Annotated in this window: 15 protein-coding genes; 10 read left to right on the top strand and 5 right to left on the bottom strand. The window is 43.2% G+C overall.

The features are described 5' to 3' along the window. Positions 1–47: 47 nt before the first annotated feature. Positions 48–1,325 carry an LD-carboxypeptidase gene (locus I3257_RS07500; RefSeq protein WP_238049285.1) on the bottom strand — a complete coding sequence of 426 codons (1,278 nt, stop codon included), beginning with the start codon at positions 1,323–1,325 and terminating at the stop codon, positions 48–50. Positions 1,326–1,570: 245 nt separating this feature from the next. Between I3257_RS07500 and I3257_RS07495 the strand changes: the two genes are divergently transcribed. Next, positions 1,571–1,981: a YkvA family protein gene (locus I3257_RS07495; RefSeq protein ID WP_201554138.1), complete on the top strand. Its 411-nt coding sequence runs from the start codon at positions 1,571–1,573 to the stop codon at positions 1,979–1,981. A 107-nt stretch (positions 1,982–2,088) separates the two neighbouring features. Here the strand turns inward: I3257_RS07495 and I3257_RS07490 are convergent, their stop codons facing one another. Both I3257_RS07490 and I3257_RS07485 read right to left on the bottom strand, forming a co-directional pair. Further along, positions 2,089–2,394 (bottom strand): hypothetical protein, encoded by a 306-nt coding sequence (locus I3257_RS07490; protein WP_045445540.1) that lies wholly within the window; start codon positions 2,392–2,394, stop codon positions 2,089–2,091. Between the two features lie 91 nt (positions 2,395–2,485). Further along, complete coding sequence (locus I3257_RS07485; protein WP_095849322.1) at positions 2,486–3,040, bottom strand: hypothetical protein; 555 nt, start codon at positions 3,038–3,040, stop codon at positions 2,486–2,488. 423 nt (positions 3,041–3,463) lie between these two features. Here I3257_RS07485 and dnaQ point away from each other — a divergent pair, with 423 nt between their 5' ends. The 9 genes from dnaQ to I3257_RS07440 all read left to right on the top strand — a co-directional run bounded on the left by dnaQ (position 3,464) and on the right by I3257_RS07440 (position 13,305). Next, positions 3,464–5,080, top strand: a complete 1,617-nt coding sequence (gene dnaQ / locus I3257_RS07480) for a DNA polymerase III subunit epsilon (RefSeq protein WP_238049284.1) — start codon at positions 3,464–3,466, stop codon at positions 5,078–5,080. A 160-nt stretch (positions 5,081–5,240) separates the two neighbouring features. Then, entirely contained in the window at positions 5,241–6,923 is a 1,683-nt protein-coding gene (locus I3257_RS07475; RefSeq protein WP_238049283.1) for a hypothetical protein, read from the top strand. A gap of 248 nt (positions 6,924–7,171) precedes the next feature. Further along, a complete protein-coding gene (gene nudC / locus I3257_RS07470; RefSeq protein ID WP_238049282.1) occupies positions 7,172–8,179 on the top strand; it encodes an NAD(+) diphosphatase in 1,008 nt (335 codons plus the stop codon). Positions 8,180–8,302: 123 nt separating this feature from the next. Next, positions 8,303–9,151 carry an RnfABCDGE type electron transport complex subunit B gene (locus I3257_RS07465; protein WP_198330846.1) on the top strand — a complete coding sequence of 283 codons (849 nt, stop codon included), beginning with the start codon at positions 8,303–8,305 and terminating at the stop codon, positions 9,149–9,151. A gap of 111 nt (positions 9,152–9,262) precedes the next feature. Further along, entirely contained in the window at positions 9,263–9,958 is a 696-nt protein-coding gene (gene nth, locus I3257_RS07460) for an endonuclease III (RefSeq protein ID WP_238049281.1), read from the top strand. 325 nt (positions 9,959–10,283) lie between these two features. After that, on the top strand, positions 10,284–10,880 hold the full coding sequence (locus tag I3257_RS07455) for a DJ-1/PfpI family protein (RefSeq protein WP_238049280.1): 597 nt from the start codon (positions 10,284–10,286) through the stop codon (positions 10,878–10,880). A 162-nt stretch (positions 10,881–11,042) separates the two neighbouring features. Beyond that, on the top strand, positions 11,043–12,209 hold the full coding sequence (gene metK, locus I3257_RS07450; RefSeq protein WP_045451444.1) for a methionine adenosyltransferase: 1,167 nt from the start codon (positions 11,043–11,045) through the stop codon (positions 12,207–12,209). Positions 12,210–12,296: 87 nt separating this feature from the next. Next, positions 12,297–12,653, top strand: coding sequence for a DUF3144 domain-containing protein (locus I3257_RS07445; protein WP_109590904.1), 357 nt, complete (start codon positions 12,297–12,299; stop codon positions 12,651–12,653). A 319-nt stretch (positions 12,654–12,972) separates the two neighbouring features. Beyond that, complete coding sequence (locus I3257_RS07440) at positions 12,973–13,305, top strand: hypothetical protein (protein WP_201540283.1); 333 nt, start codon at positions 12,973–12,975, stop codon at positions 13,303–13,305. A 137-nt stretch (positions 13,306–13,442) separates the two neighbouring features. Here the strand turns inward: I3257_RS07440 and I3257_RS07435 are convergent, their stop codons facing one another. Both I3257_RS07435 and I3257_RS07430 read right to left on the bottom strand, forming a co-directional pair. Then, the gene (locus I3257_RS07435) at positions 13,443–15,098 is read right to left on the bottom strand and encodes a BCCT family transporter (RefSeq protein ID WP_060491392.1); all 1,656 of its coding nucleotides are present in this window, start codon (positions 15,096–15,098) and stop codon (positions 13,443–13,445) included. A 236-nt stretch (positions 15,099–15,334) separates the two neighbouring features. Next, entirely contained in the window at positions 15,335–16,987 is a 1,653-nt protein-coding gene (locus I3257_RS07430) for a BCCT family transporter (protein WP_238049279.1), read from the bottom strand. Positions 16,988–17,045 lie beyond the last annotated feature (58 nt).

Genomic DNA, 17,045 nt, shown 5'->3' with positions numbered 1-17,045 from the left:
TCATGGCAATGCATAGTAGTTAGAGATTAGTGCTTAATGTTTAGCGTTTAAGCAGTTTGCCACAAGCCTTCTACTTGGATAGCATCAGCCTTAATGGTTGGATAATCGGTAAATACTAGCTGATACCCACCATCAGTATTAGGTGTTAGCTGACAAGTCGCTCCGAGTGGAAAGCTGTGTTTTTGTCCAATATGACCAAAGCGCATGCCGCTGTAAATTGGTAATCCGGTCAATTTATGCAGCTGGCGAATGACTGTCGCGACATCATAACGCTTGTCATAACTGTCCTCACCTGCACCTGACAATGCCCCAAATACAATCGCTTGTTGATTTTTAAAGACACCGGCGAGATATAAGTCATACAACATGCGCTCAATACGATAGGCCTGCTCGCCCACGTCTTCTAAGAATACAATACCGCCATCAATACGCGGCAAATACTCACTACCTGCCAGCGCTGACACCACGCTTAGATTACCACCCCAAATCGTGCCCGTTATTGCTTTGGGCTCAGTACTTGTTAGAATACTGGGTAAATTGGGACTGGTTAAGGTAGCGTCTGATATATCAATAACCAGATTGGGATTGGTGAGCGCTTCAACAAACTGTCGACAGCTGACTTGATCAGGGACAGTTTTTCCAAATTCACTATAGAGCATCGGTGCTGCAAGCGAACTCATATCACCTTTTGCCAATAATGCGCACTGAATAGCGGTCACATCACTAAAGCCAGTCAGTATCGTGCCGTGCTCCTTCATAATCCGTCCTAGCGTTGTCCAGTCAACCATGGGTAATATACGCATCGCACCATAGCCGCCGCGCACACCCAACAACAGCTTTGGAGCGGCTATCGCACCCGTAGCGATATTCTGTAAGTCACTCGCTCGCTGCGAATCCGTACCAGCAAACCGTAAATACTGACGATTGGTAATTGCAGGATTGTTTACTTTAAAACCCGCACAGGCCATACGCTCCAATGCCAATTGATTGCGGTCATCGCTACCCCCAACATTGGAGCTGGCAAACAGCCGCGTCTCAATCGTTGGCGTAATACAGCGTGTCTGCGTGAGTGACGGCTGTGAGGATGAACGCTCACCCAATAACGCGGTCGGCAAATCATCCTTGGTGAGCTGCGGACTATTATTAGGGTCGATAGGGCTGGCGGCAAATACCTGAGAAACACCTTGCGTGGCCAATGCCGCAGTACCCGCACTGACACCTACTCGACGCAAAAACTGCCGACGACTTAGCCCAGATGGCGTTTCAACCGTTGCATGACCATTTTTGTTTCTATCATCTGTTAATAACTGACTCTTAAAAACCATCTCTCTCTGCCACCTTATCATTTTTATTTTGATATATTTTTAACCCATCTTTATTTTTGTAATCTACTTGCTTAAACCACACAGCAGCATATTGTAAACACTTTTTTGGCTATGATAGTTGCCTAACCCTTGCCACTATTTAATTTTTCACGATGATACATACCAGAAACCTAGCCTTATTGGCACATTTCGCGACTTTGTTGTAGTATGAGAATACCGATTTCGTTTAAATAAGGATAATAATAATGGCTGAGAAAGCGACTGATAAACAGAAAAAAGAGGACATATTGGATACTGATTTAGAGTACCTCATTAACGAAGAGGAAAAACTGCAAGAAAAGCTAAAAGACAGTAGCCATCTTGAGCGTTTTGCCAAAGATTTGATGCTATTCATGAGCTTGATTAAAGACTACTATCAAGGAAACTATCGCGATATTCCCTACAAGACCATTTCAGCAGGTGTGGTTGGACTGCTCTATACTCTCAACCCAATCGATATCATTCCAGATTTCATACCCTTTATCGGTCATATTGACGATGCGCTAGTCCTCACCTTTTGCTTGAAGTTGGTCGAAAAAGATTTGCAAAAATATCAAACTTGGAAGAAAAAACAAACCGCTATCAAAACCGCTACTGACTTAAAGAAAAATAAGTAACTTTATACAAGCTATCATCCTAAAATGATCGTTATAAAAAGCCACGACTGACAATCAATGTATCAGCCGTGGCTTTTTTATTCATTAATAGCAATTATTTATATGAGTTAATCTGGAACATCATAACGCGCTTTTTCTGGATTGAGACCGAACGAATAGACAAAGGTTGCAACGAGGCTATTGATAATAATAAACGGCAAATCAATGGCAGCATGCCCAAGCGCATAGCGACCAATCAGCCACGAGACAATCAGCATAATAATAAAGAAACCACCTAAGTAAGCCAAAATTGCAGGATGCTTTAGATTGTAAGGTTGCTCAGGTTCAGGCTTCTTATCAAGTACATAGGTTCTGATTGCCCAACCCGCTGCATAAGAAAATCCACCCAATACCACGTAACTAAAAAAATTCATATTGCTTAACTCTAATGACATACGGTTTATAGCAAAACACTGTTTAAAATAACACTATCGATCATAAATTCTGTTTATGAGCCGTGCTTGTTTAGAGGCTCTCATTAACATTATCAATCACAATATTGGCATGTGGATTGGCTAAAATATCGGTATTAACATCATCACACTCGACACGATAGATGGTATTGGCACCGCGATAAATATAGGATAAGTATTCACTATCTAAGAGTGGATCGATATTGGCATAGGCAGGCTTCACATGAGCCAGTACTAGCACTCGATCAGGACGCCCAATGACCGCATCGACATTGTCAGGGTCAATAGAGAAAAACTGCGGAATTTCGCTATTTTCAATCACTTCTAGCGGCTCAGCGTCATCCCAAACGCGCTTCGCACTTGCCGGCTCTTTCATCTGCATCACCCACGAGCCATCCTGTTGACTCACTTTTATTTGGGCAGGCTCGTCATGACTAACCGTGTAACAACCTTCAAAAATCGATAAGTCTGTCGCCGCTTCGACCATTCCAGTATCAGCTTGAATGTTGCTATCGTTGCAAGCACTTAAAAATAGTGCGCTGCTCACCGCTATGCCGACTGGTAAGCGCATCAGCCTTTTATAAAAAATGTTTGAGCGTAAGGACATAATAGGGTTATCCTGCATTCATGCATTAAACTTTTATGAAAATTGTCTTAAAAAAACTATCTTTAAACAGTGATGACGACAATCTTAATATTAACGTGATTTTCTAGGGCATGTTTTCATCAACTATTGGCATTGTCGAATGATTTGCGCTACTAATTGACGCCAGCAAACTGCTGTTTTTTCTGCTGCGTAGTCAATACCGTTTGATACTGTGTCGCAACACAGCTCATTTTAACAGAAAATAGCAAGGTTACTATTATGATCTGTGCTTTTGGCGACTTTGTGCATTACGATTGCCCACATCAACGATAGATTTGTTATACTCATTCCCAAAATATAATGGAAGCGCTGGTGTAAAAACAACGCTAGCAAAATCCCTCCAACACTCCCTATGTTTATCAATTTTTAGGTCAATAATTTTTTATGTCAGACAATCGCACCTCAGCGCAGCCATTCAACACCAGTAACGCGATGAATCCGTTGGCCGCCAAATCAAACTCCACCGTGGCCTATACGGATGGTGCCTGTAAAGGCAATCCGGGTGCGGGTGGCTGGGGCGCACATCTCATTTTTAGTGATGGACGTACACAAGATTTGTACGGCGGTGATAAAGAGACGACCAATAATCGCATGGAGTTGATGGGCGCGATACAAGCATTGACCCATAGCCCGCATGAGCACAACCTCGAGATTTGGACAGACTCAAGCTATGTCAAAAAAGGCATCACCGAATGGATAGAGGGTTGGAAAAAAAGAGGCTGGAAAACGGCAAGTAAAAAACCTGTCGCCAATCAAGACCTTTGGCAGCAATTAGATAAGCTGTGTCAACAGCGCGATGTTGACTGGCATTGGGTAAAAGGTCACGCAGGACATGCAGGTAATGAAAAAGCGGACGAGCTGGCAAACTTGGGTGTGACGTCCAGCAGTGAAGAATTATCGAGCATAGAGCCGCAAGACACGGCTAAAAAAAAAGGGCAAATAATGCCTAATACAGCACAAAATGCTGCTCACGATGACTGGCTAAGTTTCGATCCACTGGGTCTGGATATGACAGATGATGGGCTTGACGAAGATGTCATAGACACTGATAACGATACAAACCCTGCCGATGATATGATGAGTAAAGATGCTGTAATAGAAGCCGATCGCTATCAGCATAATGCTAGCAAACCAATGAGTAAAATAGAGATGCCGGAAACCCAAACGTCTATGACTGATGCAACGATAAATGATCCTGTGCCCGCTACCGTTACTGGCATAGAAGAAGCTGATACACCAAAATTCGACGGTGACACCAGTCGTGCAAATTCGTATTTCATACCGCTGCTGCCCAAACCTATCCATCGTCATGAGTCTGATCGCCAGCTCATTATGGATACTGAAACCACAGGTCTTGATCCGTTAAAAGGCGACCGTATTATCGAAGTCGGTATCGTGGAGATGATCGGGCGTAAATTTACGGGTGAAAAGCTCCACGTTTATATCAATCCACAACGCGGCATGGATGATGAAGTCATTCGTATCCATGGTATTTCTGAGGCATTTTTGACCGACAAGCCTACCTTTGATCAAGTTGCTCAGTCGCTCTATGATTTTATGGATGGCGCAGAAATCATCGCTCATAACGCCACCTTTGATATGAACTTCTTAAACATGGAGTTTGCCAAAGTCGGTATGAACGACTTTGCTGAGCGCGTACAAGTGACTGACTCGTTGGTCATGGCAAAACAACAATATCCTGGGCAAAAAAATACCCTAGACGCTTTAGTACGTCGCCTAAATGTGGGGAAGCAAGATCGTACTTTTCACGGCGCCTTACTTGATTCAGAGATTTTAGCAGAAGTTTATCTAGCGATGACAGGTGGGCAGGTTACACTCGCCATCGAAGAAGACACGCAAACAGATGGTGGGCAGACAGCACACGCCAGTTTTGCCAATTTAGCGTCTTTATTGCTAGAATCCTCTATGGATGAAAATACCAACCAAGAGTGGTATGCCGCGCTCGCAGAAGCGTATCCTGAGCTAAAAGCCAATATGTAGTCGCCGTATAAGCTGATGATATCAATCTTTGAGCAATAACATTTGTATAATATAGGCTTGATTATTGTTATATTAAGCGTTAAAACGTTACCAGCAAGTGCTTTTTCGATCATCATTTAAACCATCGCCATTCTCATCAGTACATTATGGAAAAACACCTATGAACCAGTCTGCGCAAATGAAGTTAACGGCCCCAACGCTTAGTGTTACTGATTTCAATCTACCATCGCTACATTTGTTGCATGATGAGATCATCGTAACCTTAAAAGATACTGAGATTCATCTGAGTGAATTTAATGATGATAATAGTCAAGCCCCTTTATTATTAGATTCTATCACTGTGCTAAAGCAGCTGTCTTGCATCTTTGAGCTGATATCTTTGGTTGGTGCAGAGGCTTTGAATACCGCTATTGTCAATGGCTTACAGCGCCTCTATGATAATGGTGATAATAACGATACCAGCTTGATTATGGACTTATCAGAAGCCATTATGACACTGGATCGCTATATCGAGTTTGTGCTTTTGACAGAGTCGGTAGAGCCAACCTTGTTACTGCCTGTTATCAATAAACTCAACGCTCACGGGCAAGAAACCCCTATCACAGCAGACTATTTTGCAGCTTTTGGTAGCAGTAGTGTCATCATTGCCAACCCTGAACAAAACTTCCAACCACTTGACGAGCTTAACCTAGACACTGAACTACTAACTTATGCTTATCGTAGTGGTCTTGGGGTCGCTCTTCTCAATCAAGATAGCAACGTTAGCCCAGACGATCAGCAAAAACTTGATGCCATGAGTGCAGCGTGTGCTTTGATAGCATCAAACACCAGCAGTCTATTTTGGCAAGCGGCCACCGCAGCTATCACTGACATTGCCACGATATTACCGCTAAATCTGAGTCAAAAACACACACTGATTTATTTAGAGCAGCAATTCCAAAGCTACTTGCCTGTGATGGACAAACGTTTTGCTGATTTGGTCAGTTTTGCTTGCCAGCGTGACAGTGATGCAGCGCAACGACTGCGTGAGCAATACGCCAGCAACCACTTGGAAAGCGCGCAACTTGAGCAAATGAAGCGTTTCTTATTCGGTCCTAATCGCGCCCTGACCGATACGCTGAACACCATCATTCAGACCCAAATTAATACCATCAAAGAAAATGTGGATAACTACGCACGTGGTGATTCATTGAACCCTGTCGATATGCAAACCGCACAGATTATCGAAGAGCTAACAGAATTGAGCTCAGCGTTACGCTTGCTTGGTTTATCAAATGCAGCCAATAGTCTCAGCGTAGCAGCAGAGGCTGTTAGTCATTGGCAAACGCCCTCGCCTGAAGATTTCGATCACTTGCTGTTGGCATTAATGCATGCGGAAAACGCCACCATTGCAATGGCAGAAATGCACACACCAGGGGCCATCTATTTGCCACTGAATAACCCGCATATCTCTTTACATCAGCTCAATACGGCTAACGATACTTTGATACAAGAAAGTCGTTCCGCTATTGCCAGTGCAGAACAAGCCATTAACGATTATTTGGCTGAGCCAGAGCGCGATATGCTCAATATCCAGAACATACCTGAGATGATGCGCCAAGTGGCAGGGGCTGTGCGCTTCTTACAGCTACCAACACCTGCCAGCATGCTCAGTCAATTGGCCAATTATCTTCAGCAACGTATCGAAGGTGGACAACGTATTGAAGACAGTACGCTCGCTTGTATCGCTGATGTCATTATGGCCGTCGATCATCATCTAGATGGTTTTGAACACAATCGTCCGGTCAGCAAACAAGCATTAGATGTGGGACAGCAGAGCTTGAGTCATCTACTCGCAGCCTAATTTTTATCATACTTAAGCACTAAAATGATATTTAAATGGCGGCTTTGCTGCCATAGCCCTTCATTTATATATAGTCGATCCCATATAATCTGGATACAAGCAAGATGCGCTTAGCACTACAAATAGTAGTGCTAAGCGAGCCTGACTGACACCGTATCCGAATGATATAGGATTGACTTTACTTCAATTAAAAAAAGTCTGTATCAACACTGATGCGTACTGACCGTAACCGGTTTGGAATTTTACCTATGACCAGCGCTTTTGTATTTAGTGATGATACTGTTTTATGCCGCCAGCGACCTAATGGATGGTGGCCCGTGCAGCTTGAATTACCCCCATCCGCTACACATTTAGATGAGGAGACCCAGCTTGCTTATCAAGTTGGTCATGTCACGCTACTCGAAAGCCTAGCACCGCGTCACTGGTCGCCTGATATCAATCCTACTAGCGCGAGTGTAGATACTCTGAAGTATGCCGATATTCTAGAAAGTACCCACAGTCCGATTGATACTCCCCACACCTTTACTGCGCAAGCGGCTAGCGCCATTACTTATGACTATGCAATTGCACATCATATTGCATTGCCTATCATCGCTGAGGGCAGCGGCAATGCGTTTGTTCCTTATCGCCAGCTGATTACTCAGTTGCCAGTGGCTTTGTCCGATCAGCTTAGCCAAGCGATACAGTTATTGCGCTGGCAAACAGATACACAGTTTTGTAGTCGCTGTGCTGCCCCAACCATTCATGCCAAACGAGATGAACGTGCGATGGTCTGTCCAGTGTGCCGATTGCGCCAATACCCACGTGTACAACCCTGTGTCATCACGGCTATTACTCGCCCGAATCCGCAAACCGGTGAAATGCAGATTTTGCTAGCCCATCATCATCGTTATGGACAGCAAAAAACAGCGCCTCATTTATTACAGTCGCCACAACCGTTACTATACGGTTTGATTGCAGGCTTTGTAGAAGTGGGTGAAAGCCTAGAACACGCGGTGGTGCGTGAAGTGGCAGAAGAGGTAAATATCAGCCTATCAGATATTCGTTACGTCAGCAGTCAGCCATGGCCATTCCCGTCTAATTTAATGCTAGGCTTTCGTGCTTCTTATGCAGCTGGCGAAATTGTTATCCAAGAAGATGAGCTGTCGCACGCCGATTTTTTTGATCTGTCAAATTTGCCAAAAATACCCTCAAAAGGTAGCATTGCTTACGAGCTGATTGCACAAATTGCCAATGAGCAAGGTATTTTGCTTTAATCTATAATATCAATGCAGCATTTATCAATATCGTTATTATCCTATTATTCTAATGTCAGCGCTCAGAGCACACTTAGCACTTAGCACTTAGCACTTAGCACTGATATTAAGGTTTTAAAGCATATGCAAAGCACCACTAATAAAAATAGTACCCACATCCGTCTCACCAATTTGCCAATCTTGTTCGACACTTTGGATATAGAGCGCTTACCTGCGGACATACAAGCGAAAATCTCATATATTGATGCTTGTCTACCGCAAACACAATGTGGGCTTTGCGAGCACCCAGACGGCTGCTTACCTTATGCCGCCGCTATCGTGCTTGACAATGAGCCATACAATAAATGTGTACCCGGTGGTCAACCCGTTACCAAGGCCATTGCTCAAATTATTCATATAGATAGTCATGAAGCGATACTTAGCGCTGCGCCTTCTCAGTGGCCAATAGATGCGACCTCTGAACGTCCGACTGAGGTACGTGCGGTGATCCGTGAAGATGACTGTATCGGCTGCACCAAATGTATACCTGCCTGCCCAGTCGATGCTATTGTCGGTACTGGTAAGCACATGCATACTATCTTTACGGATTTATGCACCGGCTGCGAGCTTTGCATCGCTCCTTGTCCAGTTGACTGCATCGATTTGGTCACTGTTGAAAGGGAGCTGTCTAGCTCTGAACGTACCACAGAGCAAGAAGATTTAAGACAGCGCTATCATACTCATTTAAGACGCGTCACCGAACAGCTGGCTGATAGTAGCAATAGTAGACCTGTGGTCAGCATGGTTGAAGCAAAACTGAACAATGCCGCTAGTCAATCGTTGAATATCAGCGAAGCGCAGGCAAAAAATACTATTGCCGCAGCGAAGCTTCGTAGTAAAATTAAAAAGCTAGAAAAGCAGCTAAGTGTCCGTCCAAATGAGAGCAAACAAGTAGAGCTTGACGCGTTGCAAGTAGAGTTAAGTCAGCTTTAATAGCGTAATTATCATTTGTTAGACAGTCTACCCAACATCGCTAAAATGAATTTATTTCGATATCTTGTATCAGTTATTAACTATCAATAGCCAAAAAATAGTAAGAATACTATGAGTAAAACCGTCAAACACAAAACTGCCGATACCCCGCCATCGAGACGAATGCCCAATCGTAATGTGCGTCCATTTTTTGAAAAGCTGGCAGCGACGATTGATGAGCCGGTTACGGAATTGAATTATAAGAGTAATTTTGAGCTGCTGATCGCGGTCATCTTGTCTGCGCAGGCGACGGATGTGAGCGTCAATATTGCCACCCAGCAGTTATATCCCGTAGCAAATACACCTGAAGCAATCTTGGCATTGGGTGAAGACGGTCTAAAATCTTATATCAAAAATATTGGCTTATACAATGCCAAAGCCAAAAACGTCATCAAAACTTGCCGAGACTTAATTGAGAAATTTGACAGCACCGTCCCTGATAACCGCAAAGATTTAGAATCACTCGCTGGCGTTGGGCGCAAAACTGCCAATGTGGTGTTAAATACTGCCTTTGGTCAGCCAACCATGGCGGTCGATACCCATATCTTTCGGGTGGGTAATCGTACGGGACTTGCCACTGGCAAGAACGTCTTGATCGTTGAAAATAAGCTGGTCGAGCGTATCCCAGATGACTTCATCGTAGATGCGCATCATTATCTTATTTTACACGGGCGCTATACCTGCCAAGCCCGTACACCCAAATGCGGGGCGTGTCCTGTTTATGACGAATGTATGTTTAAAGACAAAGCCAAGTTTTTGGAGCTATAATTTTTAGAACGATCGCTTTTAGAACGATAACTGCTTTAGGGCGTGTCCTCAATTCAATCGATTACTTTCTAAATGGGCTAAAAATAGCTAAATTTTGCCAAACATCGTCAAATAGCTTCTTAATATCTCGATATTATGTGCGCTATTTTCCTTGTTTGACGGCAATTTATCTCATTTTTACCACCATTTTTAAAATGAGGACACGCCCTAGTTATAGAAGGTTTAATTTATCTACTTTATATAAATAAAACATGAATAGCGTGGTTAAAAAAGCAGTAGACACCCACTTACTTTTGTAAACATTATTTAAAAATCAGGAAGCCAGATGCAGACACTGACCGCGCTATTATTCGATGATTTTGAGACTTTGGATCTATTTGGACCTATCGAGATGTTTGGCTGCTTACCTGAGCATTATCGTCTGCAATTTGCCTCCTTAAACGGTGGCATTATTCATAGTAAGCATGGCGTTGCGATGCAGACAGTCGCTGTCAGCGAGTTAGCGCACCAGACTGATATCTTGTTGATGGTTGGCGGCATGGGTACTCGCCAGCAAATCAATCACCGACCATTTTTGCAGACGTTAACAATCTTGGTTGACCATGCTGATTGGGTACTTAGCGTTTGTACGGGTAGCGCATTGTTGGCTAAGGCTGGCGTCTTAGATGACAAGCGCGCAACGTCTAATAAACTGTCATGGCAATGGGTGATAGAGCAATCTGACAAAGTCCATTGGGCAGAGCAAGCACGCTGGGTTGTTGATGGTAAATTTTATACGTCCTCAGGTGTCAGTGCAGGTATGGACATGGCGCTTGGTTTTATCGCCGACAGACATGACATCGATACAGCGCGCCAGATCGCTCACTATACTGAATATTGCTGGCAAGAAAATAGCGAGATTGATGACTTTTACCATGGTTAATCCATGCCTAGTTACTTCTTAGTATTATCCATCGCTAGAGTTTTACCTCGATACACGGTAAAATGTGCTAATTTTTTTATTCGTTTTCGCCTTTTATTTTTATATACATTTAATAATGACTGAGTTCGTAGAATACAGTCCCTGCAATTAAGCGATCCCATTATGCGTGAATACAACTTATTTACCTCAGAATCTGTGAGCGAAGGTCATCCTGATAAAATGGCTGACCAAATATCAGATGCCATCCTTGACGCCATCTTACGTGAAGATTTGCATGCACGCGTGGCATGCGAAACCTTGGTTAAGACAGGTGCTGTGATACTAGCAGGTGAAGTCACCACGACGGCAAATATCGATGTTGAACGTATCGTGCGTGATACTGTAAACGGTATTGGTTACCACCACTCAGACTTAGGCTTTGATGGCGAAACATGCGCGGTCATCAATATGCTCGGCAAACAATCTCCTGAAATCGCTCAAGGTGTCGATCGTAGCGACCCTGAAGAGCAAGGCGCAGGTGACCAAGGTCTTATGTTTGGCTATGCCAGCAATGAAACTGATGTCTTGATGCCAGCCCCTATCGAATTTGCTCACCGCTTGATGGAACGCCAATCTGAGCTGCGCCGCGCAGGCGAGTTGCCGTGGTTACGTCCAGATGCCAAGGCGCAAGTGACGTTAAGATATGATGGTAGCAAGCCTGTTGCCATTGATGCTGTGGTGCTATCAACACAACACGATCCAAGTATCTCGCAAAAAGATCTGCAAGAAGCAATAATGGAATCTATCATCAAACAAGTATTGCCTGCTGAATTATTGCATGCTGGCACGCGCTATCATATTAACCCAACGGGTAAGTTTGTGATTGGCGGGCCTGTAGGTGATGCTGGATTGACAGGTCGTAAAATTATTGTTGATACGTATGGCGGTATGGCGCGTCATGGCGGCGGTGCATTCAGTGGTAAAGATCCATCGAAAGTCGATCGTAGTGCTGCGTACGCCGTGCGTTATGTGGCTAAGAATATCGTTGCTGCAGGACTTGCTGAGCGCTGTGAAATACAGGTCAGCTATGCCATTGGTGTCGCTGAGCCAACCTCTATCTCGGTCAATACTTTTGGCACGAATAAAATCAGCAATGATGAAATCATCCGTCTGATTCGCACCCATTTTGATCTACGCCCTTATGGCATTACCCGTATGCTAAATTTATTACAACCAATGTATCAGCAAACGGCGACTTTTGGTCATTTTGGTCGTCCTGGCTCTGAAACTGCTTTTACGTGGGAAAAAACAGACAAAGCTGAGATCTTAAAAGCAGACGCTGGTTTGTAAAAATATAACTTTGCACCACCTACAAACCCTCTTTATAAATTTAAAATTACCGACACTTATTAGGAGTCGCTTATGTCTCAAGACAATATGCAAGACAGCAACATTCAAGACAGCAATGTTGACGCTAACATTGAGATTACCCCTGAAATGCAGGCATTTTATCAACGTGCTGATGCCATTATCGGTATCGCAAACAGTCAGTTGGGTTCTGAAGCGCATTCAGGACAAGTAGGTGCTTCTTTATTATATGCAGCCGCACGTTATAGCGCGTCAGTCGCTTCTATCGGCTTTGTCAAAGGCGATGACTTTGCCAAAGAAAAAGATGATATCGTTGAATTTTATGTCAAACAATATCGCCAAATGCTGAGCGACAACCTAACTGATTATGCGCAGAACTTTGATAAATATGTTCAGCTTAATCAAGATGACAAAGCAGCCAAATAGTTCTATCGCCTTTAGCTAGCATTTATAAAACGGCTGGTATAGTCAGTTCAATTTAAAAGTAGTACAAGGCAACCGAGTGTAGATGTATATTTAATACCTCAAGCGAGGTTAACGCAGTAATATTTTTATAGTGGAATGACTATAGTGATGCTCAAACCCAAGCTTAATCATAGGCTTGGGTTTTTTATTAATCATGATTTGGTAGATGACTGCTGATAAATAGGCTACTATCAATTAAAACCACCTTGTTCATCACATGGTTGCAACCAGCTATCGATAACAGGGATTTACCGAACACTATTTATAAGGACATATGATTATGAACCACTTATTCAAATCATGGCGATCATGCCTGTCATTATTAGGGTTATCAGTCACTATTGCCTTAGCTGGCTGTAATAACATTCAAAGTATCGATACGCCTGACACTGCTCCTATTCATAGCACTGGGCACAGCCAACAGAACAGCGACAACCCTTTCATCAAGTGCCCACCTTACAACCCTGAGCAAACGATGTGCACCGCGCAATACGATCCTGTATGTGTCAAAGTAAAAACCAGCTCAGGATTTAGTTATCGCACTGCGGGCAACTCATGTTCGGCATGTGGCACAACGGCGGCAGTAGGCTATGTTAAAGGACAGTGCTCATAACCTTGCTTTATAACTTTGGCTTCATAACTTTGTGTAAATACTTTATATAAAATGAAAAAAGACAATTACATCACATAAAAAAGCACCCGCTTAATCATAAGCGGGTGCTTCTTTATGATCTTTTAGATCGATAAAATCTAACCTTCAGGTTTTTCAATATCAGGTGGACCTGTCAGCAAATCTTCATCACGAAACTCATTGGCCGAATTATGCTCTGCTGACTCTTCGGTGACAAACCATTGCTGGTTGCGATACAGTATCAAACGATCTCGACTCAAGCCGCGTAATAATGAGTACATCATAACGACTATCACAATCGCAAAAGGGAAACCTGACACAATTGAAGCCGCTTGTAGCGCACTCAAGCCACCTGCTGCTAATAGTACGGCAGCGATAACACCCTCTGTACCTGCCCAAAATAGGCGCTGAATTTTCGGTGGATTGGCATCGCCACCTGAGGTCAACATATCAATCACAAAACTGGCAGAATCCGATGACGTGACAAACCAAAGCACAATCATCACTACGATAAGCAAGTTCAAAGCTGACGTAAATGGATAAGATTCCATCAGTTTAAAGATGGCACTGCCAGTATCTGCTTGGACAGCCTCAATCAAGCCAGGACTGATGAGGTTGGGATCAGCGGCTGCCATTAATTCCATATTAACGGCTGAACCACCGAAAGCGGTGAACCATAAGAACAAGATGGTGATAGGAATTAATAACACCCCTAAGATGAACTCACGAATGGTTCGACCACGAGAGATACGAGCCACGAACACACCGACGAAAGGCGACCAGCTTATCCACCATGCCCAATAGAAAATCGTCCATGATGCTTGCCAGTTTTCTTGACCATCATACGATTCTGTCCAAAGACCTAATGGCACAATTTGATGCAAATAATTGCCAATATTTTCTACAAAGCTATTAAAGATAAACTGGGTCGGGCCTAAAATAATCACAAAGCTGAGCAATATCACAGTAAATAATATATTGGTATCACTTAAGCGCTTAATCCCTTTATCTAGCCCCATAAATAGAGACAGACCTGCCAACATAGTGATTAAGGCAATCAAAATAATTTGCACTGTAATATTATTGGGTATGCCAAATAACGTCTCAAGACCTGAGTTAATTTGCAACACCCCAAGACCTAAAGTGGTCACTACTCCAAACATCGTACCAAATACCGCTAGTGTATCGACCGTATGACCCCAGCCACCATAAATCTTTTTGCCCAATATAGGATATAGTGTCGAACGGATGGCCAGCGGTAAGCCCACTCGGTAATGGAAATAAGCCAATGACAACGCGACCATGCCATAGAGCGCCCACACATGCAAACCATAGTGCAAGAACGAGATATTCATCGCTTGCTTGGCGGCAGCCACTGTTTCAGCTTCTCCTAGCGGCGGTGCCATAAAATGATACAAGGGTTCAGCCGTACCCCAATAGAGCAGTCCAATACCGATGCCCGCTGAAAATAGCATGCCAATCCAAGATACTAGATTGTATTCTGGTTTTTCATTTTGATGACCAAGCCTGATATCGCCATAACGACTAAATATCATGTAAATACTCATCACCAACGTTAAGTTGACCACCACAATAAAGAACCAGCCAAAACGCAAAGACACGAATGCTTTTGCATGACCAAACAACAGTTCTGCTTGCTCATTAAAAAGAGCACCAAAAATAATGAACACAAGAATTAATAACGCTGAAGTTAAAAACACAGGTTTACTTACCCGCGGAAAAGGGCCTAAGCGGCCAACTTTTACATGATCCATTTAGTCATCTCAATTTTTGAAGGGGCTCACCTTAACAAGATACTGCACAACTATCAAATCGAATCAGACACTTTATAACCTTGCTATTGGTTAGCAAATAAAAAAATCCTAAGATAACGATGCATCTTAGGATTTCAAATCACAATTGTTATATTGTGTTTTTACGTAAAAAAAGAAGAAGCTAACTGCTTGATTCATTTCATGAAAACAGTATTAAAGCTGATATATAGAACCTGCTAATCACCTTTTACAATTTTAGGTGGTCCTTTCAACAAGTGCTCATCAGCAAACTCATTGGCTGAATTATGATCTGCAGATTCTTCGGTAATAAAATGCTGCTGAGCGCGATACAGTATCAAACGATCTCGGCTCAAACCACGAAGTAACGCATACATCATCGCAAATACTACTAAAACAAAGGGTAATCCTGCAACGATAGCCGCTGCTTGTAATGCACTTAGTCCACCAGCAGCAAGCAAAACAGCAGCAATGATACCTTCCGTACTTGCCCAGAATAAACGCTGGATTTTTGGTGGGTTGGTATCACCACCTGCGGTCAACATATCAATCACAAAGCTTGCTGAATCGGATGAAGTCACAAACCAAAGGACAATCATAACGACAATCATTAAGGTGACTGGTTGTGCCAATGGATAAAATTCAACCAATTTAAAAATTGCACTACCAAAATCCGTTTGCACGGCTTCTACCAATCCTGGGCTGGCCATAGCGGGATCAATAGCAGCTAAGAGCTCCATATGGATAGCAACGCCACCGAAAGTGGTGAACCAAAAGAACAAAATCAGCATGGGAATCAATAAAACACCCAATATAAACTCACGAATAGTACGACCACGACTGATACGCGCGATAAATACACCAACGAACGGTGCCCAACTTACCCACCATGCCCAATAAAATATCGTCCATGATGACTGCCAATTTTCTTGACCTTCATACGATTCACCCCACAGACCTAGCGGTACAACTACCGACAGATAATTGCCAACATTTTCAAGATAGCTATCAAAGATAAAAAGCGTCGGCCCTAAGATGACCATAAACCCGAGTAAGATTGCCGTCAGTCCGATATTAATATCGCTCAAGCGCTTAATACCTTTGTCTAGGCCCATCATGACGGAAAAAGCAGCTAAAATAGTAACGAAAACAATCAGACCGATCTGTATCGTTAGATTATTAGGAACACCAAATAATCGCTCAAGTCCTGAATTAATCTGCATAACGCCCAGACCAAGCGACGTTACCACCCCAAACATCGTACCAAATACCGCTAAAATATCAACGGCATGTCCCCACGAGCCATAGATTTTTTTGCCCAATAGAGGATAAAGCGTTGAGCGAATCGATAACGGCAAGCCACGGCGAAAATGAAAATAAGCCAAAGACAATGCAACAATCGCGTACAGCGCCCATGCATGTAATCCCCAATGCAAGAATGTAAAATTTATGGCTTGCTGAGCGGCTTCTATCGTTTCCGCTTCTCCGAGTGGTGGTGCCATAAAGTGATACAAGGGCTCAGCTGTCCCCCAATACACCAATCCTATACCAATACCAGCAGAGAACAACATCCCTATCCATGAGAACAAACTGTACTGTGGCGTCTCAGTTTGTGCACCTAGACGAATATCGCCATAACGGCTCATCGCGAGATAAATACAAAGCAACAATGCTAAATTTACTAAAATAATAAATAACCAGCCGAACTTATCCGTAATAAAGTTCTGCAAAAAGCTAAATAACACACCAGCGGTTTCAGTAAAGAAAGCACCAAAGATAATAAATCCAATAATAAGTAGCGCTGAAGTAATAAACACAGGTTTACTTACCCGTGGAAAAGGGCCTAACCTGCCAACTTTTACATGATCCATTTGTTTGTTAGCCTTAGTTTTTTAGGAAGAATACCTTAACAAGATACCTCTCAACTAT

Source organism: Psychrobacter sp. Ps7 (genome assembly GCF_022129225.1).
GTDB lineage: Bacteria > Pseudomonadota > Gammaproteobacteria > Pseudomonadales > Moraxellaceae > Psychrobacter > Psychrobacter immobilis_A.
The sequence above is the reverse complement of the archived record's forward strand: the minus strand, read 5'-3'. Positions and strand labels throughout refer to the sequence as shown.

Coding starts and splice junctions, on each gene's coding strand:
- I3257_RS07455 (WP_238049280.1), top strand. CDS start 10,284: ATGCAGACACTGACCGCGCTATTATTCGATGATTTTGAGACTTTGGAT.
- I3257_RS07465 (WP_198330846.1), top strand. CDS start 8,303: ATGCAAAGCACCACTAATAAAAATAGTACCCACATCCGTCTCACCAAT.
- I3257_RS07445 (WP_109590904.1), top strand. CDS start 12,297: ATGCAAGACAGCAACATTCAAGACAGCAATGTTGACGCTAACATTGAG.
- I3257_RS07440 (WP_201540283.1), top strand. CDS start 12,973: ATGAACCACTTATTCAAATCATGGCGATCATGCCTGTCATTATTAGGG.
- I3257_RS07490 (WP_045445540.1), bottom strand. CDS start 2,394: ATGAATTTTTTTAGTTACGTGGTATTGGGTGGATTTTCTTATGCAGCG.
- nudC (WP_238049282.1), top strand. CDS start 7,172: ATGACCAGCGCTTTTGTATTTAGTGATGATACTGTTTTATGCCGCCAG.
- metK (WP_045451444.1), top strand. CDS start 11,043: ATGCGTGAATACAACTTATTTACCTCAGAATCTGTGAGCGAAGGTCAT.
- I3257_RS07485 (WP_095849322.1), bottom strand. CDS start 3,040: ATGTCCTTACGCTCAAACATTTTTTATAAAAGGCTGATGCGCTTACCA.
- I3257_RS07475 (WP_238049283.1), top strand. CDS start 5,241: ATGAACCAGTCTGCGCAAATGAAGTTAACGGCCCCAACGCTTAGTGTT.
- I3257_RS07430 (WP_238049279.1), bottom strand. CDS start 16,987: ATGGATCATGTAAAAGTTGGCAGGTTAGGCCCTTTTCCACGGGTAAGT.
- dnaQ (WP_238049284.1), top strand. CDS start 3,464: ATGTCAGACAATCGCACCTCAGCGCAGCCATTCAACACCAGTAACGCG.
- I3257_RS07500 (WP_238049285.1), bottom strand. CDS start 1,325: ATGGTTTTTAAGAGTCAGTTATTAACAGATGATAGAAACAAAAATGGT.
- nth (WP_238049281.1), top strand. CDS start 9,263: ATGAGTAAAACCGTCAAACACAAAACTGCCGATACCCCGCCATCGAGA.
- I3257_RS07435 (WP_060491392.1), bottom strand. CDS start 15,098: ATGGATCATGTAAAAGTTGGCCGCTTAGGCCCTTTTCCGCGGGTAAGT.
- I3257_RS07495 (WP_201554138.1), top strand. CDS start 1,571: ATGGCTGAGAAAGCGACTGATAAACAGAAAAAAGAGGACATATTGGAT.